Here is a 22,319-nt window from a genome sequence, read left to right as displayed (position 1 = left end):
CCACGCGCTACGACAAGCACGCCGTCAACTACCTCGGAGCGATCCACCTCTGCGGACTCCTGGGCTGGCTTTCATGATCCACCAGACACTTCCTAGGGCGCGAAGACCGACGTCAGCGCGCCGGCGACCTCGCGGTGGCCGGCCACCAGCCGGCAGCGGCCCCGCCCGGCCCGGGCGAGGTCGCGGCCGAGGTCGACGTCGTCCTCGCCGGTGGTGTCGAGCAGCACGTCCAGCCGCGGCAGCCGCGCGGCCACCAGCCGCGGGTCCGGGCCGGCGTTGTGCACGCAGTCCGACAGCAGCAGCACCCGGCCGTCGCGGGCGGGGATCCCGGCCAGCTGGGCCGCCGCCGTCTCCAGGGCGAACGACACGTTCGTCAGCCCCTGCGCCGGCATGCGCACCAACAGGTCGAGGACCTTCGCGGGATCGGCCGGCTCGCCCATCCGCACCAGCACGGCCGCGTCGGACCAGAACGCCACCACCGACAGCCGGTCGCGGGCGAGCTCGCCGGTCAGCGCCCCCACGGTGGCGGCGGCGGTCCGGATCCGCTCACCCCGCATCGACCCGGAGACGTCGACCACGAGCACCACGGCGCGACGCCGCCGCACCCGCTCCCGGACGACGACGTCGTCGTCGTCGGGCAGCGGCTTGCCGACCAGCGCGTCCAGGGTGCGCTCGAGGTCGAGCTCGTCCGAGCCCCCGCTCCACGGCAGGCTGGTGAGCTCGCCGACACCGCGGCGGGGCCGGCGCTCCCGCGGTGGCCGGGCCACGGCCAGCCGCCGGGCGATCTCCCGCGCGCGCTGCCGCACCCGGCCGTCGGCGGCGTCGGCCGCGGCGAGGTCGGCCAGGGCGATGACCGTGCCGTCCTCCTCGGTGGCCCCGCGAGCCGTGGCGCCCGGGGGAGTGGCGCCCTGGCGCATCCGGCGGCGGTCACCCCCGGTGAGGGTCAGCCCGCCCCCGCCGGAGCTCGGCCGGAACAGGGAGGGCTCCTCGGTCAGCTGCTTGGGTCTGCGCCGGAGCGGCCGGGAGCCGCGCGGGGTCTGCGGCCTGTTGCCCGAACGCCGCTCGACGGGGGAGTCGGCGGCGATCGTCCTTCAACCGGGCTCGGCCGCCGAGGGCTGCAGCAGGAAGTGGTCCTCCCAGATCTCCCGCAGCACCGTCTCCGAGGTGGCCTCCAGCGCCTCGTCGAGGAAGATCCGGCCGGACAGGGCCAGCAGCAGCGCGTCGAGGACGACGGCGGTGTACTCCTCGGGCAGTCCGCGCGGGGGCGCCACCGACGGCTCGTCGGGCAGCGGGACCGAGCGCATGGTGGCCAGCTGCGCGGCGACGAGGGCCAGGTCGATGGCCCCGCGCACGCTGCTGCCCTGCCGGACGTCGTCGCGCTCCCGGGTGGCCCGGGTGAGCGCGACGGCGTCGGCGATCAGCCGAGGCGACTCCACACCGGTCCGCCGGCCGACGATGCCCCGCTCGGCCTCGGCGTCCTGGTAGTCGACGGCCAGCCGGCACAGCCGGTCGTAGACCGACGTCGACAGGCGCGTGGTGCCGATGTTGTCGTAGGGGTTCATCGAGGCGACGACGCGGAAGGACGGCAGCGCCTCCACGGTGCCGACCCGCGGGATGGCGATGCGCCGCTCGGCCATCGCGGTGAGCAGCGTGTTCAGCGTGTCCTCCGGCGCCCGGTTGAACTCCTCCACGTAGAGGAAGCCGCCCGAGCGCATGGCCTCGACCAGCGGGCCGGCCACGAAGTTGTCGGCCGAGTAGTCCTCGCGCAGCACGCGGGCGGGGGAGTGGTGCCCGACGAGCCGGGTCGGGGTCAGGTCGGCGTTGCCCTCGACGAACAGCAGCGGGATGCCCCACTCGGTGGTGATCGACCGCAGCAGGGTGGACTTCGACGTGCCGGGCGGGCCCTCCAGCAGGACGTCGCGGCCCGCGGAGACGCCGGCCAGCAGCAGGTCCAGCTCGCGGTCGCGGCCGACCAGGTGGCGGGCCACCCGGCGGCGGATCTCCCGGACGGACGCGCCGTCGGCGGCGCCCACCCGCGAGCCGGTGACGACCGCGTCCGAGGAGCGGGGACCGTTCGTGGGGCCGGGGTCGGCATCGGCCCCGGACGTCGGGTCGGGGCGGTGGCCGGCTGTTCCCACGTGTCCTCCTCGCCGCGGCGGCCCCGGTGCTCCGGCCGCCGTCCTTCGACCATGTTATGACTGCCGTACCGAAGGCCCGCGCCGAGGCACGGCTGCGCGCCCACCCCGCCCGACCGCCCTGCGAGGGACCATGACCGGCGACACCGAGATAGCCGCCGCGACGGCGCGCCCGGTGCCGCCGCGGCCGATGGCGCTCTTGCGGATCCGCCCGTTCGCGGTGCTCTACCTCAACGCGACCGTGATCTTCCTCGGCGTCATGGCGCAGACGATCGCCCGCGGGTGGCTGGCCTTCGAGCTCACCGGCTCCAACGCCGCGCTGGGCGGCGTCCTGCTCGCCTTCGGCGTCGCCATGCTCGTGGCCACGCCGTGGGGCGGGGTCGCGGCCGACCGGCTGCCCAAGCGGCTGGTCCTGCAGCTGTCGATCGCCCTGCTCCTGGCCTCCAGCGCCTGGATCGGCCTGGCCGTGGCCTTCGACGTGGTCGCCTACTGGATGCTCCTGGGGTCGGCGATGGTGCAGGCGGTCGGCTTCGCGCTGTTCGGCCCCGCCCGGATGGCCTACCTGGCCGAGGTCCTCCCCGACGGCGCCCTGCCGGGTGCGGTCTCGATGCTGCTGGTCAACGCCGAGGTGAGCCGGGTGGTCGGCCCCGCGGTCGCCGGGGTGCTCGTCGCGTCGGTCTCCTTCGGGCTTGAGGCGGTCTTCCTGGCCAGCGCGGGGCTGGCCGCCGCCGGCCTGGTGCTGACCGGGGCCCTGCCCAGGGCGCGGGCGCGCGGGGACGACGTCGCCCTCGGCAGCCCGCTGCGGGAGCTGGCCGACGGGGTCCGCTACGTGACCGGCCGGCCGGAGCTGGCCGCGCTGCTGTGGTGCGGCTTCGGCGTCACGATGGCCGGTCTGCCCTACCTCGCCTTCCTCCCCACGGTCGCCGCGGACCTCTTCGGCCTCGGTTCGGCCGGGTACGGCGTCCTCTCCGCGACCTCGGCGGTGGGTGCGGTCGTCACGGGCCTGCTGCTCGGCCGGCGGGCGCACCACGGCTCCCAGACGCGGATCTTCCTGGTGGCGGGGCTGGTGTTCGGCGCGGGGGTGGGGGCGCTCGCGGTCGCCCCGACCTTCTGGGTCGCCGTCGTCGTCCTGCTCGTCGTCGGCGGGTCGAACCTGGCCTTCCAGACGGCGAACCAGTCGCTGCTGCTGGGCCTGTCCGACATGGCCTTCCACGGCCGCATCCAGGGGCTGGTCATGCTCAGCTTCGGCGCGTTCGGCATCGCCGCGCTGCCCCTGGGTGCCCTCGCCGACGCCGTGGGACTGCGCTGGGTCCTGGGCGGGATGGGCCTGGTCACGCTGCTGGTGATGGGGGTGTTCGCGCTGGTCACGCGGGGCCGGCTGGCCCGCGCGGACCGCCTGCGCGACCTGGGGTGAACGAGGGTCTGGCTAGCGCCAGTCCACACCGGGCAGCGTGGCGGTCCAGGACTCCACGATGCGGCCGCCCTCGAGGCGGTGGACGGTGAGCCAGGTGACCACGGACATCCCGCCGGTGTCCAGGTTGATCCCGGTGGTGGTGGCGCGGGTCCACACGCGGTCGCCGTCGGCGACCTGGTCCTCCACGGTGGTCGTCGAGTCGTGCAGCAGCCGCCACGCCCCGCCGAGCTCCTTCTTGAACTCCGCCCGGGACAGCGCCCGCGTGCCGGCCGAGGAGTGGCGCACGTAGGTGTCGCCGATCAGCTCGTCGACCACCGAGAGGTCCTGCCGCTGCCAGAGACCGTCCCAGTAGCGGGCGACGACGGCCCGCGGATCCGACTGCACGGCCGGGATGCTAGAGGCCGGCGCGGCGGCGGTGCCCCGGAGCGGAGCGAGGGGCCCGGCACGCGGACGTGCCGGGCCCCTCACCGTGGCGGTCACTCGCCGAAGGGGTCGCCCTCGATCTCCTCGGTGCCCAGGAAGATCGGCGCGTTGAACGAGTCCTGCGGGTCCGTCATCAGCAGGCCCTCGCGGATGCGCCGGGAGCGCACGCCCTGCCGGGTCAGCCACGCCTCGGCCGAGTCGAGGTCGACCACCTTGAACCGCAGGCTGTAGATCATGTTCCCCCACTGGGCGACGTGCCGGCCCAGGTCGGAGTCGGCCGACAGCGGCTGGGCGAGCTCCAGCAGGCAGTCGCCCAGCTGCAGGGTCGCGTAGCGCGCCTGCAGGTCGGGGTCGTCGCCGTGCTTGACCGGGACGGCCTGGAACTCGTCGACGTAGGTCTCGACGGCCTTGTCCAGGTCCTTGACGCCCAGGGTCACGTAGGAGAAGCGCTCGATGGTGAGCGGGTGGGTCAGCCACATCCGCTGCAGCGAGGACCAGGTCTCCAGGTCGCGCGGATCGCCGGGCATGTCGTGCTCGGTGAGCTCGACCATCAGACCGTAGGTGTCCCGGGGGCTGGGGAAGCAGTACCCGAGGCCGGGGCCGGCCGTCTCGACCCGGCCGCCGCCCGGACGTCCGATGTAGATGCCCTTGCCGATCAGCCGGCCCACCAGCCCCGGGAGGTCGTCGACCTTGTAGCCGACCGAGTGCAGGTGGGTGCCGAACTTGTCGAAGAACTTGCCGACGGGCAGCGACGTGTCGACCGGCATGGCCGGCGCCATCGTCTCGATGCAGAGGTCGGAGACCATCAGCAGGGTGGCGTATCGGTCCTCGACGGGCAGGTAGTTCGGCTCGTCGACGCCCATGTACACGAACCCGCCGAAGACCCGCTCGTAGAACTCCCGGAGCTTCTGGGCGTCGTCGGCCATGTGGACGACGTGCACCATCTGCCCGAGACCGTGGTCCCCGGTGACCTGGACCTGCTTCTTCACTGGCGGTTCCTCTTCCCTGTCGAGTGCCTACCGCTCACGCCCGAGCGTCCTCGGTGCCGTGGATGACGTGGACCGTCTGGCCGATGCCGTGGTCCCCCGTGCGCCGGGCCTCCTGCCTCACGGCCGGGCCGGTCGGTCGCCGGGGTCGCCGGTCGCGACGAACCACTGCACGTCCGGCGGGTTCCCGGTCATGTCGATGCTGTCGGTCATCCGCAACCGGCCCTCGGCTCCGGCGGCGCCGAGTTGCGCGGCCGCGGTGGCCACGTCGGCGTCGCCCAGCTCGTACACGGCGACGAAGCGCGGGGCGCCTCCGCCGCCGGCCAGGTCGACCTGGCGGTACCGGTGCACCGCGGTGACCGACGGGACGGCGGCGCGGACATCGGGGACGTGCACCTGCTCGTACCACTCCTCGTACTCGGCCTCCCGGCCGGGCACGGCGCTGCTGTAGGCGATGAACAGTCCCCGGGCCACGCTGGTCTCCCTCGCTGCTGGTCGTGCGGATGCGTCGTCGGCCGGACCGGTCGGGGCGCAGGTGGGCCGCGGCGCCCCCGCGGGTGGCGCGCCCGGACCGGTGGCGGTGCGGAACGGCGGCGGGCCCCCGTCCTGGCCCCCCGTCCTGGCCGCCGACCGGCGCGGCCACCGGGATCGGCGGAGCCACGACCTCGTCCGGCCCCCCGGAGGACGGGGGCGGCGGCCGGCCGGGCGGTGGTGAGCGCCCGGTTCCGCCGCTGCGACGGCTCCCGCTCCCGGCACCCGCACACCTCGCTGTCGCCTCCGGCGCCGGCCTGCTCCGGAGGCATGCGCGTGGCTCGGACGCTAGACGACGGCCGGAAGGTCGTAAATACTTCGAACCGACGACGTGGGTCACACTACGTCTGCATGCGGCCCACCTCGCCCGGGGCCGGCCGCGGCCGAGCCGCCGCTGTGCGCGGCGGCCCTCGTCCGCGAGGAGAGACGTGGTGGCCGTCGAGACCGATCCCCAGGCAGGCCGGCCGCCGCCCCGGCACGGAGGGGCCACCAGCGTGGACGTCGCCCGGCTCGCCGGGGTCTCCCGCTCGACCGTCAGCCACATCCTCAACGGTCAGGCGGGGCGCTTCTCGGCCGAGACCGTCGAGCGGGTGCGCGACGCGGTGGCCCGTCTCGGCTACGTCCCCTCCGCCGCCGGCCGGTCGCTGGTGCTCGGGCGCAGCGACCTGGTCGTGCTGGCGGTGCCGAACACCACCCTGACCAACGTCCAGGACATCATCGAGGCGATCGCCTCCGACCTCGACGACCTCGGCTACAGCGTGGTCGTGCACTTCGACCGGGGCGGCGCGCCCACCGACAACCTGACCCGGCTGCAGCACGTCGTCGAGACGCTGCGCCCGGCCGGCCTGGTCGACCTCGGCAGCCTCCCCCCGGCCGACCTCGACACCCTGGAGCGCCAGGGGTGCCCGGTGCTCTCCGCGCGCGGCCAGTACGTCCAGGGAGTCGACGAGGGCAACGCGGCGATCGCCCGCAGGCAGGCCGAGCACCTCATCGAGCGCGGCTACGCGGCACTGGCGTTTGCCCTGCTGGTGGACCGGCGGGACGACCCGTTCGGCCGGATGCGGGCCACGGTCCTCGCCGACGTCTGCGCGGAGAACGGGCTGGCGCCGCCGTCGGTCATCAGCGTCCCGCTCGACCCCGCGGGTGCGCAGACGGCGGTGTGCGAGCTGTTGCGCACCCGCGGGCGCCCGGTGGGCGTCGCGTGCTCCAACGACGAGGTCGCCCTCGCCACGACCTTCGCCGCGATCGCGTTGCGGGCGGCCGTCCCCGGCGACGTGGGGGTCGTCGGGGTGGGGGGCAGCAGCGTCGGCCAGCTGGTCTCCCCGCGGTTGAGCACCGTCGCGTTCGACGTCCGCACGACCGTCAGCTCGATCCGGCAGGCGATCGCCCACCGGCTCGGCGGGGCGGACCAGCCGCCCGGCCCCACCCCGGCGGACACGTTCTCGGTGCTGCGCGGGGACACGACCTGAGCCGTCCTGCGGGACGTACTGATTGCCATCCGGTAACCGTGGCAGGAAGTGTCACGGGACCGTTGACACGTGTCACCTGGCTCCGTACCGTCGCTGTCGGCCGGTGATCCGGCCCACATCCCGGGGTTCCGCGGATGCGCGCGCTGGCGAGGAGGCTGGCCGATGTCGGGTGCTGGGGACTACGACGTGGTGGTCGTCGGATTCGGGGTGGCCGGTGCTGCCGCCGCCCTCGAGGCCGCCCGAGCCGGCGCCCGTGTCCTCGTGCTCGACCGACGTGGCGTCCTGGTCCGGCCGGCCGCGCTGACCCCCGGTGCCGACCTCGCACCGGTTGCGCCGGTCCGGGTCAGGCGCCGGTTCCGCTCCCGTCCGCGCGCCGCCGTCCCCCCGCTGTCGACGCTGCGAGCGGAGGCGGTGGCCGCCGGCGTCGAGGTGCGCAGGCAGGCCGCCGTGCACGAGCTCCTCGTCGAGGACGGCCGGGTCACCGGCGTCGGGTTCGCCGAGATGGACATGCTGACCCGCTCCGGCGCCCGCTACTGGTGGCTGGACCGGTTGAGCGGCTGGACGCCACGGCTGTCGGCGGGTCTGACCCGGACGCTGCGGCGGGCCGCCGAGGCCCTGTGGCACGACGCCTCGTCGATCGGGACGGCGTGCGCTCCTGCCGTCGTGCTCGGCGCGGGCCGCGAGAACTGGGACTTCGTCGGACCGGCGGTCTGGGCCGCTCAGGCGGCCGCCCGGCCGGCGCCGGGCGGCGCACGGCGCCGCCGGCTCGGGCTCGTTCCCGACGACGCGCCCGCCCCCACCCCCGAGCTGGCCGCCCGGGCGTGGTGCGCCCGGGAGACCGGCGGCGTCCTCGACGCGCCGGCCGAGGTCCGGGTCGACCGCGCGACGGGCCAGGTGCACGCCGGCGAGTCCTGCGCCGTTGCCGGGCTCTACGCGGCCGTCCCCGAACCCGCGGGCCGGGGCGAGGCCGCCGCGGGCAGCGCGCTGCTCGTCGCGGCCGGCCGGCGCGCCGGCCGGGCCGCCGCGGCCGCCCGTCCCCGGCGGGGCCACCTGCGGTCGGTCGGCTGACCGCCGGCCGCGGAGCGGTCGCCCGGACGGCGGGTCGTCAGCGGCCGAGGAAGCGCGGCGGCCGGTTGTCCCGGAAGGCTGCGATGCCCTCGTGCAGGTCGGCCGTCGTCATGGTGACCGGCTGCGCCATGGCCTCCCACTGCAGCGACGCCTCCAGGCCGGCGGCCGACTGCTCCAGCCCGGTCTTGGTGAGCCGGGCGGCGATCGGCGCGGCCTCGGCCAGCCGGCCGGCGACGGCGAGGGTGTGCTCGAGGACGTCGTCCGCCGTACCGGTGACCAGTCCCCAGGCGAGGGCCTCGTCCGCGGGGACGACGCGACCGGTGAAGAGCATCTCGCGGGCGCGCGACACACCGATCGCCTCGGGGAGCAACCAGGTGGCGCCCATGCCGCCGTGCGTGCCCCGGAAGATGAACGGGGTGCTGAACCGGGCGCCGGTCGCAGCGAAGCGCAGGTCGCAGGCGAGCGCGAGGCAGACGCCGGCACCGACGGTGGCGCCGTTGACGGCGGCCAGCACGGGGAACGGCAGGTGCCGGGGCCGCAGCCAGCTGCGGTAGAAGGGCAGCATCCGCTCGCGGAGCCGGTCGATCGTGACGTCGTCCTGCGACCCCTGGTCCAGCCAGGACAGATCGGCACCCGAGCAGAAGGAGTTGCCCGCGCCGGTGACCACGACGACGCGGGTGTCGCGATCGGCCGACACCCGGTCCAGCGCCCGGTTCCAGGCATCGGTCATCTCCGCGGTCATCGCGTTGCGGACGCCGGGACGGTTCAGGGTGAGCAGACGGATCCCCGCCGCCGGTTCGGACACCAGCACCGCGTCGCCGGAGTCGGCCGCCATCCGTCGTTCCCCTTCCTCTCCACAGAGCGGGTGGACCCTACGTCAGTGCCGCTGGCAGCACACGGCGACGGGGCCCGCGCCAGTGGCACGGGCCCCGTCGGGAGCGGTTCGCGGGACTACCCAGGTCAGCGGACCACCAGGTGAGCGGACTGCCGGTAGCGGACTACCAGGTGAGCAGCGCCGAGGAGCGGGCGGTGTCGTCACCGACGGCAGCCCTGAGGGCGGGGCGCCCGGCGGCGGCCGGCCCGGGCTCGTCGCTGACCAGCCGGGGACCCGGGGCGAGGTTCCACATCTCGTCCATCAGCGACCGGAGCACCTCGCGGCGCAGCGAGTAGAAGTAGTTGCGGCCCCGCTTGCGGACCTCGATCAGCCCGGCCTGGGTGAGGATCTTGGTGTGGTAGGAGATCGTCGGCTTCGACACGGGCAGCGTGTCCTCGAGGACGCTGCAGGCCAGCTCCTCCTGCTGCGCCATCTGCTGGACGATGCTCCACCGGATGGGGTCTCCCAGTGCCTTGAAGACCTCCGTCGCGGCGACGGGCTCACGGGTCATGACGGGGTCCCCTCCGGATCTGCGCTCACACTCAGTAGTTCAACGAACGTCAATCTAATGCTTCGGCGTCCCTCATGCCCAGTGGCCGGCAGCGTGAACCGTCCCACATCACTCGAACCGGGGGAACCTCCGGTGTAGAAGGTCGGCCGATGCGCCTCGGAGCGGTCCGGTGATCGGCGGAGTCGGTCGACCCGCCCACGTTTCGATTGATTGACAAGCGTCTCCAGCGCGTGGTGTGCTCGCCGCGGCCTGCGCCGGTGAGCCCGTGGGGCGGACCGCCCTGCGGTCGGAGTACGCGTCCCGACGGGCCCCGCCCGCGACGGAGAACAGGAGAAGCGGTGGAGCTCGAGCTCACGGCGGACCAGAAGCTCTTCCAGTCCTCGGCCCGGTCGCTGGTCGAGAAGGTCCACTCGCTCGACCGCCTCCGCCGGCTGGCGCCCGGGGAGCCGCCGTGGGACCGCGAGTCCTGGCAGCGCGGCGCCGAGCTCGGCTGGGCGGCCACGCTGGTGCCCGAGGACCTCGGTGGAGGCAGCGTCTCGGGGGAGGGCGTGCGCGACCTGGCGCTGCTGGCCGAGGAGCTGGGCGCCGTCGTGGCCCCGGGCCCGCTGCTGCCGGTCAACGTCGTCCTGGCCGGGCTGGTCGCCGCGCACGGCACCGGCCCCGACCACACCGCCACCATCGAGGCCCTCGTCGCCGGCGACCAGGTGGCCACCTGGGCGGTGTACGAGCCGGGCGGGCAGTGGGCTCCCGGGTCGGCCCGCGTCTCGGCCACCCCGACCGGCGCGGGCTGGCGGCTCGACGGCACCAAGGACCGCGTCGAGTCCGGCCTCGAGGCCGAGCTGCTGCTGGTCACCGCCACCACGCCGGAGGGCCTGGCGCAGTTCCTCGTCCCGACGTCCGCCGAGGGCGTGGGCGTCTCGCCGCAGTGGGCCCTGGACCTGTCCCGGCCGCTGGCCGAGGTCCGCCTGGACGGCGTCGTCGTCGGCCCCGACGCCGTCGTCGGCTCGGCGGCCACCACCGCCGAGGTGCTCGAGCGGCAGCTGCAGATCGCGCTCCTCGTCCAGTGCGCGGAGCTGTGCGGCGGGCTGGACCGGATGTTCGCCGTCACGCTGCAGTGGGGCTTCGACCGCTACTCCTTCGGTCGCCCGCTGGCCTCCTACCAGGCGCTCAAGCACCGCTACGCCGACATGCGCACGTGGCTGGAGGCCTGCCACGCCACCACCCAGGCTGCCGCCGAGGCGGTGCAGGCCGGGTCGCCGGAGGCCCCCCAGCTGGTCAGCGTGGCGAAGTCGTTCGTCGCCGAGCGGGCCCAGTGGATCCTCCAGGACTGCGTGCAGCTGCACGGCGGTCTCGGCGTGACCTGGGAGCACGACCTGCACCTGTACCTGCGCCGGGCGACGACCGACCGCGCCCTCTACGGCACGCCGGAGGACCACCGCCGCCGGCTCGCCGACCTCGCCTCCCTCTGACCGCCGGCTGCGAAGGACTGATCCGCGAGATGACCACCGCCGAGACGGAGAGCGTCGAGTCGTTCCGCCTGCGGGCCCGGGAGTGGCTGGCCGACTCCATGCCGCGGCTCGACCCGGACGCGCCGCTGCCCGCCCTGGGTGACGACGACGAGGAGTGGGTGCGCGCCCGGGAACTGCAGAAGACGCTGTACGCCGGCGGCTTCGCCGGTATCTGCTTCCCCCGGGAGTACGGCGGCCTGGGCCTGAGCCCGGCCCACCAGAAGGCCTTCACCGAGGAGACGGCCGGCTACGAGATGCCGGTGCAGCTGAACATCCCGACGTTCAGCATCGTCTGCGCGACCCTGCTCGACATGGGCACCGAGGAGCAGAAGACCGAGCGGATCAGCGCCGCGATCCGCGGTGACGAGGTCTTCTGCCAGTTCCTCTCCGAGCCCAGCGGCGGATCGGACCTCGCCGGTCTGCTCACCCGCGGTGAGCTGGACGGCGACACCTGGATCCTCAACGGCCAGAAGACCTGGAGCACCTCGGCCTACGCCGCCGACTGGGGCCTGGGGCTGGCCCGCACCAACTGGGACGTCCCCAAGCACCGCGGCCTGACCATGTTCCTCATCCCGACCAGGGCCCCGGGGCTGCAGATGAACCGGGTCAAGATGGTCAACGGGTCGCGCGAGTTCTGCGAGGAGTTCCTGACCGACGTGGCGCTGCCGGCGGCCAACGTCGTCGGCGAGGTGAACAACGGCTGGGCCGTCGCCTCGCGGCAGCTGTTCCACGAGCGCAACGCCGTCGGCGGCGGCTCGCCCTACGTCAGCGGTCTGGCCGGCCGGCCGCGCGCGCTCGGGGGGCAGTCGCCCTTCACGGTCGCGCGGGTGACCGGCCGGACGGCCGAGCCCGGGGTGCGCGAGAGGGTCGGCCAGTGGCTGGCCGACGAGACGGTGCAGAACCAGATGGTGTCGCGGGTCAGCCGCGCCATCGGCTCCGGTGCGCTGCCGGCCCCGGGCGCCGCGCTGCTGCGCCTGTTCCACGCCGAGACCTCCCAGCGCTCCACCGACCTGTCCATGGAGATCGCCGGCGCCCAGATCGCCGCGGGTGTCGGCACCGAGGAGGGCGTCACCGGCCGGGTCGGCGTCTCGTACCTGGGCCGGCAGGGCGCGAGCCTGGGCGGCGGCAGCACCGAGATGGGGCGCAACCAGGTGAGCGAGCGCCTGCTCGGCATGCCGCGCGAGCAGGCCGCCGACCGCGACGTCCCGTTCAACCAGGTCAAGCGCGGCCGGGCCTGACCCGCCCCCTCGTCCCACCCGTACCCCAGCACCCGGAGTTCCCGATGAACCTCGCGATGGTCCTCGACATGGTCGCCGACGGCATGGCCGACCGTGTCCTGATCGGCGACCGGGAGGACGGCCTGACCGGGGCGGTGCTGCGCGCTCGGGCCGCTGCCGGCGCCGCGCACGTCGCTGCGGCCGGCGCCGACCGGCTGGTCTACCTCGGCCCCGACGGCGCCGGCTTCCCGGTGGCGCTGTTCGCCGCGGCGCTGGCCGGGGTGCCGTTCCTGCCGTTGAACTACCGGCTGGGCGAGGAGCAGCTGACCGAGATCATGGGCCGGCAGGAGAGCCCGCTGGTGGTGACCGACACCCCCGAGCGGGTGCCCGGTGCCCGGACCGTGGGCATCGAGGAGTTCGCCGCGCTGCCCGCGGTGGCGGCCGCGCCGCTGCAGGCCTACGAGATCGACTCGGAGTCGGTCGCGGTGCTGCTGATGACCAGCGGCACGACCGCGGCGCCCAAGAGCGCGGTGCTGCGGCACAGCAACCTGACGGCCTACCTGTTCGGCTCGGTGGAGTTCGCCTCGGTGGACGAGGCCGACGCGACGCTGGTCAGCGTCCCGCCGTACCACATCGCCGCGGTCGCGAACTGCCTGTCGAACCTGTACGCCGGCCGGCGGGTGGTCTACCTGGACGTGTTCACCCCGGGTGACTGGCTCGACGTCGTGCAGCGGCAGGGCATCACCCACGCCATGGTCGTGCCGACGATGCTGGCCCGGATCGTGGCCGAGCTGGAGGCCCGCGGGGCGCAGGGGCCGGCGTCGCTGCGGTCGGTGTCCTACGGCGGGGCGAAGATCGCCGCGGAGGTGATCGAGAAGGCGCTGGCGCTGTTCCCGGGGACCGGGTTCGTCAACGCCTACGGGCTGACCGAGACGGCGTCCTCGATCGCCGTGCTGGGCCCGGAGGACCACCGCGAGGCCGTCGCGTCGGCCGACCCCGCCGTCCGCGCGCGGCTGGGGTCGGTCGGGCGGGCGCTGCCGTCGGTGGAGATCGAGGTCCACGACGAGCAGGGTGCGGTGTGCCCGGCCGGGGTGGTGGGCGACATCGTCGTGCGCGGGCCGCAGGTGGCCGGCGAGTACCTCGAGCAGGGCAGCACGGTGACCTCCGACGGCTGGTTCCCCACCCGCGACCGCGGCTACGTCGACGAGGGCGGCTTCATCTTCGTGCGCGGCCGGTCCGACGACACGATCATCCGCGGCGGGGAGAACATCGCCCCGGCCGAGATCGAGGACGTCCTGGGCCGGCACCCCGCCGTCCTCGAGGCGATCGTGGCCGGCGTGCCCGACGTCGAGTGGGGCCAGGTCATCGGCGCCTTCGTGCTGCTGCGCCCGGGGGCGGCGGCGACCGAGGACGAGGTCCGCCAGTGGGTGCGCGAGCGCCTGCGCGGTTCCAGGACGCCCGACCGGGTGGTCTTCGTCGACGAGTTCCCCACCACGCCGACCGGCAAGGTGGTCCGCCGCGAGCTCGTGGCCCTGGTGGGCCAGCCCGCGTAGGAGCGGCCACCCGCACGACCCGGCCGACCCGGGCCCCTCCCCCCCCGGCCCCCCCCCCCCCCGCCCCCCCGCCCGGCCGCTCGGCGTGGTGCTCCTCGGATCGGCCCGTCCGCCCCGGTCACCGGGCTCCCGGGGGTCCGGCGGCACTGTGAGCCAGGACGCAACTGGCCCTTGAGTTCGACACTTCGATGGATATACTCCATATCGAACCCAGGCGTGGAGGAGGTCCCGTCGACCTGCACGCCGGCGCGGTCCGCACGGTCCGCGCCGGCGTCCGACTCGCCTGACCACCCGGCGGGATCCTGCCGGACGGGTCCCCCTGTCGAGAAGCTGAGGTTGCATCGCGTGTTGAGACCGATGGAAGGCGTCCGGGTCCTCGAGGTCGCCCAGTTCACCTTCGTCCCCTCCGCCGGCGCCGTGCTGGCGGACTGGGGTGCCGACGTCGTCAAGGTCGAGCACGCGGAGAAGGGCGACGCGCAGCGCGGCCTGGTGAAGGCCCTGGGTCACGACGTCACCGGCAAGAACAGCTTCGCGCCGATCATGGACGGTCCCAACCGCGGCAAGCGCAGCCTCGGCCTCTCGCTGGAGAAGCCCGAGGCCCGTCGGGTGCTCGAGGAGCTCATCCGGACCAGCGACGTCTTCCTCACCAACTTCCTGCCCGAGGCGCGGCGGAAGCTGGGCATCGACGTGGACGACGTCCGGGCGATCAACCCCGACATCGTCTACGCGGTGGGCTCGGCGTTCGGGTACGCCGGCCCCGAGGCGGAGAAGGGCGGTTACGACGGGACGGCGTTCTGGTCCCGCGCCGGCGGCGCCGACACCTGCACCCCGCCCGGCTACGACGGTCTGATCCAGCAACCCGGCGGCGCCTACGGCGACAACATCGGCGGGATGACGATCGCCGGCGGCATCTCGGCGGCGCTGTTCCACCGCGAGCGGACCGGCGAGACCTCGACCGTCGACATCTCGCTGCTGGGTGTCGGCGCCTGGGCCGGCCAGATGAACATCGGCCTCGCGCTCATGGCCGGCGGCCCGCTGCCGAAGTTCGATCCGAAGGCGGGCAACATCTCCAACCCGCTGACCGGCACCTACCGGACCAAGGACGACCGCTACCTGTCCCTGGTCATGCTGCAGCCCGGCCGCTACTGGCCCGACTTCGTGACGAAGGTCGGCCACCCGGAGCTGGCCACCGACGAGCGCTTCGACTCCGCCGAGAAGCTCATGCAGAACTCCAAGGCCGCCGCGGAGATCGTCGCCGAGATCATCGCGACGAGGACCAAGGACGAGTGGCTGCCCGCCTTCCAGCAGATGGAGGGCCAGTGGGCGGTCGTGCAGAACACCTACGAGGTGGGCAACGACCCCCAGCTGCTGGCCACCGGCAACGTCGCCGACGTCACCGACGCCGACGGCAACGCCCGGAAGCTGATCACCAACCCGGTGCACTTCAACCACACCGCGCCGACGCTGACCCGCGGCCCGCTGTTCGCCGAGCACACCGACGAGATCCTGGCCGAGCTCGGGCTCTCCGACGAGGAGGCCATCCAGCTCAAGATCGCCGGCGCGGTCACGTGAGCGCGCCGCTCACGACCGACCGGGTCGGCTTCGTCGGCCTGGGCAGCCAGGGCGGTCCGATGGCCCGGCGGATCGTCGAGGACGGGATCCCCACGGTCCTGTGGGCCCGCCGGCAGGAGACGCTCGACGCCTACGCCGACACGAAGGCCGAGTACGCCTCGTCCGTGGCCGACCTGGGCGCGCGGGTCGACGTCGCCTGCGTCTGCGTGGTCGACGACGCCGGGGTCGACGACGTCGTGTCCGGGCCCGACGGGCTGCTGTCGGCGATGGCGCCGGGGAGCGTGGTCGTCATCCACAGCACGGTGCACCCGGACACGGTCCAGCGGGTGGCCCAGCAGGCCGCGGCGAAGGGGATCGCGGTCCTCGACGCCCCGGTCAGCGGCGGCGGTCCCGGCGCCGAGGCGCGCAGGCTCCTGGTGATGGCCGGCGGCGACGCCGACACCCTCGAGCGGGTCCGGCCGGTCTTCGCGACGTACGCGGACCCGATCGTGCACCTGGGCCCGGTCGGGGCCGGCCAGCGCGCCAAGCTGATCAACAACCTCATGCTGACCGCCAACCTGGGGGTCCTGGAGAGCGCGTACGCGCTCGCCAAGTCCCTGCGCGTGGATCCCCAGCAGCTGAGCACCGTGCTGAGCCACGGCAGCGGCAACAGCTTCGCGGTCAACGTGCTGCGGACCCCGGACTTCGTCCTCGGTCCGCTGGGCGCCATGGCCGGTCCGCTGCTGCAGAAGGACGCCCGCCTGGTCGTCGACCTGGCCCGGGCCGAGGGAGCCGAGCCCGGGACCGTGCTCGTCGCCGCGGACGCAGCCCTGGCCTCCATGGGCTGTTCCCGGTGACCTGCACCCGCGTGCGCCCGACGCCGGCCGGGCCCGGCCGTCCGGCGTCCCCCTCCTGCGTCCGCACGGAGCGCTGACGTGCTGCCCGACGACGCGAGGGTCGTGTCCGTCGACGACCACGTCGTCGAGCACCCCCGCGTGTGGCTGGACCGGCTGCCGCTGCGGTACCGGGAGGCGGCTCCGCAGGTGCAGCGCGGGCCCGGCGGTCGCGACACCTGGCTGTTCGAGGGCGAGCCGGTGGCCGACTTCGGGCTCGACGTGGTGGCCGGCAAGGACCCGCACGACATCGGCATGGGCCCGCTGGGCTACGCCGACATGCGCCCCGGGTGCCACGACGTCGCCGAGCGCCTGCGCGACATGGACGCCGACGGCGTGTGGGCGCAGATGTGCTTCCCCACGTTCGCCGGGGCCGCGGGCGCGCGGTTCTTGGGGGCACGCGACCGGGACCTGGCCACCGCCTGCGTCCACGCCTACAACGACTTCGTCCTGGACGAGTGGTGCGACTACGCGCCCGACCGGTTGATCCCGCTGGTGCTCCTCCCGTTCTGGGACGTGCCGGCCGCCGTGGCCGAGGTCGAGCGCACGGCCGACCGGGGTGCCCGCTCGGTGAGCCTGCCCGAGGCGCCGCACCGGCTCGGCCTGCCCTCCTACCACTCGGGCCACTGGGACCCGCTGCTGCGCGCCTGCGAGGAGACCGGGCTGCCCGTCTCGATGAACCTCGCCTCGGGCGGGGTGCCGCAGGGCGTCGCGCCGGACGCCGACGCCTTCGTGACCATCGCGCTGTTCGGCGTCGGCTCGGTCATGGCCTGCGTGGACCTGCTGATGTCGCCGGTGTTCCACCGCTTCCCGCAGCTGCGGGTGGTGCTGTCGGAGGCCGGCATCGGCTGGATCCCCTACGTCCTCGAGCGCACCGACTACTCGTGGGAGCGGCACCGGTTCTGGTGCGACGTCGACGCCGACCGCCGGCCCTCGGAGCTGTTCCGCGACCACGTGTACGGCTGCTTCACCTCCGACCGCGCCGGCATCGACCAGCGCGACGCGATCGGCGTCGACCAGATCCTCTTCGCCAGCGACTACCCGCACGCCGACTCCAACTGGCCGCACACCCGCAAGGTCCTGGGCGAGCAGCTGGTCGGCGTCCCCGACGACGAGGCGCGGCTGATCGCCGAGGGCAACGCCCGCCGCCTCCTGCGCTTCCCCGCCTGAGCCGTCCGACCGTCCACCGACACCGACACCTCGAGGAGCACCGTGGAGCTGGGATTCATCGGCGCCGGCCGCATCGGCCGTCCCATGATCGGCCGCCTCGTCGCGGCCGGTCACCGGGTGCGCGTGCTCGACCGCTCCGAGGCCGCACGCGAGGCGGTGAGCGCGCTCGGCGCCACTCCCGTGGACGACGTCGCGGCGGTGGCGAGCGGCGCCCGGGCGGTCCTGCTCTGCCCCTACAGCGACACCCAGGTCCGCGAGATCGCGCTCGACGGCGACCTGGTCGAGCACATGGAGCCGGGCACCGTGCTGGTGATCCACACCACCGGGAGCCCGCTGACCGCCACCGGCATCGCCGTGCGGGCCGCGGCCAGGGACGTCGAGGTGGTCGACGCCCCGATCAGCGGCGGCCCGCCGCACATCGAGGCCGGTGCCGTCACCCTCTACACAGGTGCCACCGAGGCCGGTCTGGAGCGCGCCCGCCCGGTGCTCTCGGCCTACGGCGACCCGATCGTGCACCTCGGTCCGACCGGCGCCGGGCAGCAGGTGAAGCTCATCAACAACGCCGTCTTCGCGGCCAACATCGGGATCATCGCCGAGGCCGTGCGGCTGGCCGGCGAGCTGGGCCTGGACGAGGGCGCCGTGCTGCGCGGCATCACCAACGGCAGCGGCAACAGCATGGCCCTGGGCGGTGCCGCGCACGCCGGCTCCATCGCCGCGTTCGGGCGGGCGGTGGGCGAGTTCGTCGGCAAGGACGTCGCCGTCGTCAAGCAGGTCGCCGCAGCGCTCGGCGTCGACCTGGGCGAGATGACCGGCCCGCACCGCGTGCTGGCCGACCTGCTCCTGCCCGAGCACCGCGCCCTGCTGCTGGCCGACGCCAGCGCCTGACCCGTCCCGTCATCCACGTCGCGGCAGCGGAGCCGCGACGACACCCGAGGAGGAGACCGACATGGCCTACCCCGTGGACCGCATGCTCATCGACGGCCAGCTGGTGCCCGCCGGCACGGGCCGGACCTTCGACAACGTCAACCCGGCCACCGAGGAGGTCATCGGTGCGGTGCCCGACGCCGACGCCACCGACCTCGAGCGGGCCATCGGTGCCGCCCGCCGGGCCTTCGACACCACCGACTGGTCGACGAACGTCGAGCTGCGCCGCCGCTGCCTGGGCCAGCTGCGCGACGCGCTGCGCGCCGAGGTCGAGTCGCTGCGCGAGCAGGTGATCGCCGAGACCGGCTCCCCGGTGATGCTCACCGCCGGGATCCAGCTCGAGGCGCCGATCGGCTTCTTCGACCACTACATCGACCTGCTCGAGTCCTACGAGTTCGAGCGGCCCGTGCCGACCAAGGAGCTCATGGGCACGCGGGTCGACCGGGTCATCCGGCGGGAGGCGGCCGGCGTCGTCGCGGCCATCACGCCGTGGAACTACCCCTTCTACCTCAACGTCTGCAAGATCGCGGGCGCACTGGCCGCCGGGTGCACGGTGGTGCTCAAGCCCGCTCCCGACACCCCGTGGAGCGCGCTGGCCATCGGCGCGATCGCCGCCGCGCACACCGACATCCCGGCCGGCGTCCTCAACGTGGTGACCACCAGCGACAACTCCGTGGCGGAGATCCTCGCGACGCACCCCGACGTCGACCAGGTGACGCTCACCGGCTCGACGGCGACCGGCCGCAAGGTCATGGCCGCCGCCGCCGGCTCGGTCAAGCGGGTCACCCTCGAGCTCGGCGGCAAGTCCGCCGCGATCCTGCTCGACGACGCCGACCTGCCGGCGGTCATCCCGATGCTCGCCGGCGGCGTCTGCGCGCACGCCGGCCAGGGCTGCGCCCAGCTGACCCGGCTGCTCGTCCCGCGCGGCCGGTACGAGGAGGCGATCGCGATCGCCGCCGCGGTGATGCCGCACGTGCCGTGGGGCGACCCGACCGAGCCCGGCACCGTGATGGGTCCGGTCGTCAACGCCCGCCAGCGCGACAGCATCCTGCGCTACATCCAGTCGGCCCGGGACGAGGGCGGCCGCATCGCCTACGGCGGCGAGCCGCTGGACCGCGAGAAGGGCTACTTCGTCCCGCCGACCCTCATCGCCGACGTGGACCCCAAGTCCACCGTGGCGCAGGAGGAGATCTTCGGGCCGGTCCTCGTCGTGCTGCCCTACGACGACGAGGAGGACGCGATCCGGATCGCCGACAGCACGATCTTCGGCCTGTCCGGCGCCGTCTACAGCGCCGACCCCCAGCGCGCGCTGCGGGTCGCCCGCCGGCTGCGCACCGGGACCGTCGGGGTCAACGGCGCCCAGTGGTTCGACGTCCAGTCGCCGTTCGGCGGCTACAAGCAGAGCGGCCTGGGGCGCGAGTGGGGGAACGAGGGCCTCGAGGACTTCCTCGAGGTCAAGACCATCGCCTTCCCCGCGGCCGACTGACCGCGGGCACCGAGCAGTTCGAGCAGAACAGGAGAGGACATCCAGTGGGACGTGTCGAGGGCAAGGTCGCGTTCGTCAGCGGCGCCGGGCGGGGCCAGGGGCGCAGTCACGCCCTGCGCCTGGCCGAAGAGGGCGCCGACATCATCGCGGTCGACATCTGCAAGGACATCGCGACCAACGAGTACCCGCTGTCCACGCCGGACGACCTGAAGGAGACCGTGCGGCTGGTCGAGGCCCAGGACCGGCGGATCGTCGCCGTCGAGGCCGACGTCCGTGACCGCGCGCAGATCGCCGCGGCCATGGAGCAGGGCATCGCCGAGCTGGGCAAGCTCGACGTCGTCGTGGCCAACGCCGGCATCATGCCGCTGGGCGGGCAGCCCAAGCTGCAGGCCTGGACCGACGTCGTCGACACCAACTTCCTGGGTGTCGTCAACGCCGTCCACGCGGCGCTGCCGCACCTGGGCCAGGGCGCGTCGGTCGTCTGCACCGGTTCGGCCGCTGCCTTCATGACCGGTCAGGGCATCGCCCAGCCCGGCGTCGACCCGGGTGGCTCGGGCTACAGCTACGCCAAGCGGATGGTCGCCGAGTTCGTGCACGAGATGGCCCGGCAGTGCGCCCCGCAGCTCATCCGCGTCAACGCCGTCCACCCGACGAACTGCAACACGGACATGCTCAACAGCGCGCCGATGTACCGGGCGTTCCGGCCGGACCTGGAGAACCCCACCCGGGAGGACGCGGTGCTCGCGTTCCCCGCGCAGAACGCGCTGCCGATCCCGTACGTGGAGCCGGTCGACATCAGCAACGCCGTGGTCTACCTCGCCTCCGAGGAGTCCCGGTACGTGACCGGCCTGCAGCTGAAGGTCGATGCCGGCTCGTACCTGAAGTTCCACGACTGGCACGCCTGAGCCCGCCATGTCCGAGACCGTGTCGGCAACACAGAGGAGCACCCGCATGAAGGTCCGTGTCGACGGCGACATCTGCCAGGGCCACACCCTGTGCGCCATGACCGCCCCCGACCTCTTCGCGCTGAGCGAGGAGGACGGCCACGCCTGGGCGATCGACGAGAACGTGCCCGAGGGCCAGGAGGAGCTCGCCCGCGAGGCGGCCCGCTCCTGCCCCGAGCAGGCCATCGTCATCACCGAGTGACGTCGGGACGCCCGGGAGGAGCGACATGAGCATCGACGAGACGACCACCCCGCGGGTGGACGACGACCCCCGCAAGGACGGTCGCCGCATCGTCCTCGACCGGCACGGCCCGGAGTACCGGACCGAGTTCGTCGACTGGGCGCAGCGGCTGCACGCCGGCCCGCGCATCGCGTGGAACGACACCCACGGCGGCTACTGGTTCGTCAACGGCAACCAGGAGCTGTTCGACGTGGCCCGCCGGTCCGACGTGCTGTCCAACGACAACGACATCCACCACCGGCGGCGCGGGTACCGGGGGATCAGCATCCCCCCGCCCGAGGGCAACAGCGGCACCATCGGCGGGTTCCTGGAGATGGACCCGCCACGGCAGCGGTACTACCGCAACGCGCTGAACCCCTACCTGTCACCGGCGGCGGTGGCGCGGTGGCAGCCGGTGCTCGACGAGATCACCCGGGCCGCGATCGACGAGAAGATCGAGAGCGGCTCCATCGACTTCGTCGAGGACCTGGCCAACATCGTCCCGGCGGTGCTGACCATGGCCCTGCTCGGGCTGCCGCTCGAGGACTGGGTCGTCTACAACGAGCCGGCGCACGCCAGCGTGTACACGCCGATCCACTCGCCGGACTACCCGCGGGTGCGCGAGCTGTCCATGCAGATGGGGATGTCGCTGTTCGGGCGGATCCAGGAGGCCCGGGCCAACCCGCGCCCGGGCCTGCTGCGCGCGATCATGGAGGCCGATCTCGGCGGCGAGGGGCCCGAGGACGACCTCGAGGTCGTCGGCGTGGTCATGCTGCTCATCGGCGGCGGCTTCGACACCACGACCGCGCTCACGGCGCACGCGCTGGAGTGGCTGGGGGAGAACCCCGACCAGCGCGAGCGGCTGCACCGCGAGTGGGAGACCCTGCGCGACAGCGCGACCGAGGAGTTCCTGCGCTTTTACACCCCGGCGCAGGGCGACGGCCGCACGGTCTCCGACGACGTCGAGATCGACGGCGTGCAGTTCCGCGAGGGCGACCGGCTGTGGCTGTCGTGGGCCATGGCCAACCGGGACGAGAAGGTGTTCGCCGATCCGCACACCATCAAGCTGGACCGCACGGGCAACCGGCACTCCAGCTTCGGCCTCGGCGTCCACCGCTGCATCGGCTCGAACGTGGCCCGCGCCGGGTTCAAGACGATGGTGAAGGCGGTCCTCGACCGCATGCCGGACTTCGTGTGCGACCCCGCGGGGACCGTGCACTACGAGACCACCCAGGTCATCAACGGCATGCGGCACCTGCCGGCGACCTTCACCCCGGGCCGGCGCCTCGGCCCGGGGCTGGAGGAGACCATCGCGAGGCTGCAGCGCGTGGTGGACGAGCAGCGGCTCGCCGAGCCGATCACCGTCCGCAAGGAGCGTGCGCAGCTCGGCTGACCGAGCCCCGGCACCGGCCGGGTCCGGGGACCGGCTCCCCGGACCCGGC

General features: G+C 73.8%; 21 protein-coding genes. 14 read left to right on the top strand and 7 right to left on the bottom strand.

Annotated features, from left to right (window positions below; all coding sequences use genetic code 11):
• Nucleotides 1–92: 92 nt before the first annotated feature.
• Nucleotides 93–917, bottom strand: coding sequence for a VWA domain-containing protein (locus ACK586_RS23190; protein ID WP_409332885.1), 825 nt, complete (start codon nt 915–917; stop codon nt 93–95).
• Between the two features lie 174 nt (nt 918–1,091).
• The gene (locus ACK586_RS23185; protein ID WP_409332884.1) at nt 1,092–2,138 is read right to left on the bottom strand and encodes an AAA family ATPase; all 1,047 of its coding nucleotides are present in this window, start codon (nt 2,136–2,138) and stop codon (nt 1,092–1,094) included.
• A 130-nt stretch (nt 2,139–2,268) separates the two neighbouring features.
• Between ACK586_RS23185 and ACK586_RS23180 the strand changes: the two genes are divergently transcribed.
• Nucleotides 2,269–3,549 (top strand): MFS transporter, encoded by a 1,281-nt coding sequence (locus tag ACK586_RS23180; RefSeq protein WP_409332883.1) that lies wholly within the window; start codon nt 2,269–2,271, stop codon nt 3,547–3,549.
• A 12-nt stretch (nt 3,550–3,561) separates the two neighbouring features.
• Here the strand turns inward: ACK586_RS23180 and ACK586_RS23175 are convergent, their stop codons facing one another.
• From ACK586_RS23175 to ACK586_RS23165, 3 genes are all read right to left on the bottom strand, one after another.
• Complete coding sequence (locus tag ACK586_RS23175; RefSeq protein WP_409332882.1) at nt 3,562–3,933, bottom strand: ester cyclase; 372 nt, start codon at nt 3,931–3,933, stop codon at nt 3,562–3,564.
• A 92-nt stretch (nt 3,934–4,025) separates the two neighbouring features.
• Nucleotides 4,026–4,961, bottom strand: a complete 936-nt coding sequence (locus tag ACK586_RS23170; RefSeq protein WP_409332881.1) for a VOC family protein — start codon at nt 4,959–4,961, stop codon at nt 4,026–4,028.
• A 117-nt stretch (nt 4,962–5,078) separates the two neighbouring features.
• A complete protein-coding gene (locus tag ACK586_RS23165) occupies nt 5,079–5,432 on the bottom strand; it encodes a hypothetical protein (RefSeq protein ID WP_409332880.1) in 354 nt (117 codons plus the stop codon).
• Nucleotides 5,433–5,917: 485 nt separating this feature from the next.
• Between ACK586_RS23165 and ACK586_RS23160 the strand changes: the two genes are divergently transcribed.
• Together ACK586_RS23160 and ACK586_RS23155 are read left to right on the top strand one after the other, a co-directional pair.
• Entirely contained in the window at nt 5,918–6,958 is a 1,041-nt protein-coding gene (locus ACK586_RS23160) for a LacI family DNA-binding transcriptional regulator (protein WP_409332879.1), read from the top strand.
• A gap of 162 nt (nt 6,959–7,120) precedes the next feature.
• Nucleotides 7,121–8,026 carry a hypothetical protein gene (locus tag ACK586_RS23155; protein ID WP_409332878.1) on the top strand — a complete coding sequence of 302 codons (906 nt, stop codon included), beginning with the start codon at nt 7,121–7,123 and terminating at the stop codon, nt 8,024–8,026.
• 37 nt (nt 8,027–8,063) lie between these two features.
• Here the strand turns inward: ACK586_RS23155 and ACK586_RS23150 are convergent, their stop codons facing one another.
• On the bottom strand, nt 8,064–8,861 hold the full coding sequence (locus ACK586_RS23150; protein ID WP_409332877.1) for an enoyl-CoA hydratase/isomerase family protein: 798 nt from the start codon (nt 8,859–8,861) through the stop codon (nt 8,064–8,066).
• A 163-nt stretch (nt 8,862–9,024) separates the two neighbouring features.
• A complete protein-coding gene (locus tag ACK586_RS23145) occupies nt 9,025–9,411 on the bottom strand; it encodes an ArsR/SmtB family transcription factor (RefSeq protein WP_409332876.1) in 387 nt (128 codons plus the stop codon).
• A 338-nt stretch (nt 9,412–9,749) separates the two neighbouring features.
• On the opposite strand from ACK586_RS23145, the gene ACK586_RS23140 reads away from it, so the two are divergent.
• The 11 genes from ACK586_RS23140 to ACK586_RS23090 all read left to right on the top strand — a co-directional run bounded on the left by ACK586_RS23140 (nt 9,750) and on the right by ACK586_RS23090 (nt 22,270).
• Nucleotides 9,750–10,880, top strand: a complete 1,131-nt coding sequence (locus ACK586_RS23140) for an acyl-CoA dehydrogenase family protein (RefSeq protein WP_409332875.1) — start codon at nt 9,750–9,752, stop codon at nt 10,878–10,880.
• 29 nt (nt 10,881–10,909) lie between these two features.
• Complete coding sequence (locus ACK586_RS23135; RefSeq protein WP_409332874.1) at nt 10,910–12,157, top strand: acyl-CoA dehydrogenase family protein; 1,248 nt, start codon at nt 10,910–10,912, stop codon at nt 12,155–12,157.
• 44 nt (nt 12,158–12,201) lie between these two features.
• Nucleotides 12,202–13,689, top strand: coding sequence for a class I adenylate-forming enzyme family protein (locus ACK586_RS23130; protein ID WP_409332873.1), 1,488 nt, complete (start codon nt 12,202–12,204; stop codon nt 13,687–13,689).
• A 357-nt stretch (nt 13,690–14,046) separates the two neighbouring features.
• On the top strand, nt 14,047–15,261 hold the full coding sequence (locus tag ACK586_RS23125) for a CaiB/BaiF CoA transferase family protein (protein ID WP_409332872.1): 1,215 nt from the start codon (nt 14,047–14,049) through the stop codon (nt 15,259–15,261).
• On the top strand, nt 15,258–16,097 hold the full coding sequence (locus ACK586_RS23120; protein WP_409332871.1) for an NAD(P)-dependent oxidoreductase: 840 nt from the start codon (nt 15,258–15,260) through the stop codon (nt 16,095–16,097). The genes ACK586_RS23125 and ACK586_RS23120 overlap by 4 nt, the downstream gene beginning before the upstream one ends.
• Before the next feature lie 78 nt (nt 16,098–16,175).
• On the top strand, nt 16,176–17,303 hold the full coding sequence (locus ACK586_RS23115; protein WP_409332870.1) for an amidohydrolase family protein: 1,128 nt from the start codon (nt 16,176–16,178) through the stop codon (nt 17,301–17,303).
• Between the two features lie 42 nt (nt 17,304–17,345).
• Complete coding sequence (locus ACK586_RS23110) at nt 17,346–18,188, top strand: NAD(P)-dependent oxidoreductase (protein WP_409332869.1); 843 nt, start codon at nt 17,346–17,348, stop codon at nt 18,186–18,188.
• Between the two features lie 61 nt (nt 18,189–18,249).
• Nucleotides 18,250–19,713 (top strand): aldehyde dehydrogenase family protein, encoded by a 1,464-nt coding sequence (locus ACK586_RS23105; protein WP_409332868.1) that lies wholly within the window; start codon nt 18,250–18,252, stop codon nt 19,711–19,713.
• Nucleotides 19,714–19,757: 44 nt separating this feature from the next.
• Nucleotides 19,758–20,618 carry a mycofactocin-coupled SDR family oxidoreductase gene (locus tag ACK586_RS23100; RefSeq protein ID WP_409332867.1) on the top strand — a complete coding sequence of 287 codons (861 nt, stop codon included), beginning with the start codon at nt 19,758–19,760 and terminating at the stop codon, nt 20,616–20,618.
• 46 nt (nt 20,619–20,664) lie between these two features.
• Nucleotides 20,665–20,859, top strand: a complete 195-nt coding sequence (locus ACK586_RS23095) for a ferredoxin (RefSeq protein ID WP_409332866.1) — start codon at nt 20,665–20,667, stop codon at nt 20,857–20,859.
• Between the two features lie 25 nt (nt 20,860–20,884).
• Nucleotides 20,885–22,270: a cytochrome P450 gene (locus ACK586_RS23090; protein ID WP_409332865.1), complete on the top strand. Its 1,386-nt coding sequence runs from the start codon at nt 20,885–20,887 to the stop codon at nt 22,268–22,270.
• The last annotated feature ends 49 nt before the right edge of the window (nt 22,271–22,319 follow it).

This window comes from Trujillonella humicola, assembly GCF_046233715.1.
In the GTDB taxonomy this organism is placed as follows: Bacteria; Actinomycetota; Actinomycetes; order Mycobacteriales; family Geodermatophilaceae; genus Trujillonella; species Trujillonella humicola.
The sequence above is the reverse complement of the archived record's forward strand: the minus strand, read 5'-3'. Positions and strand labels throughout refer to the sequence as shown.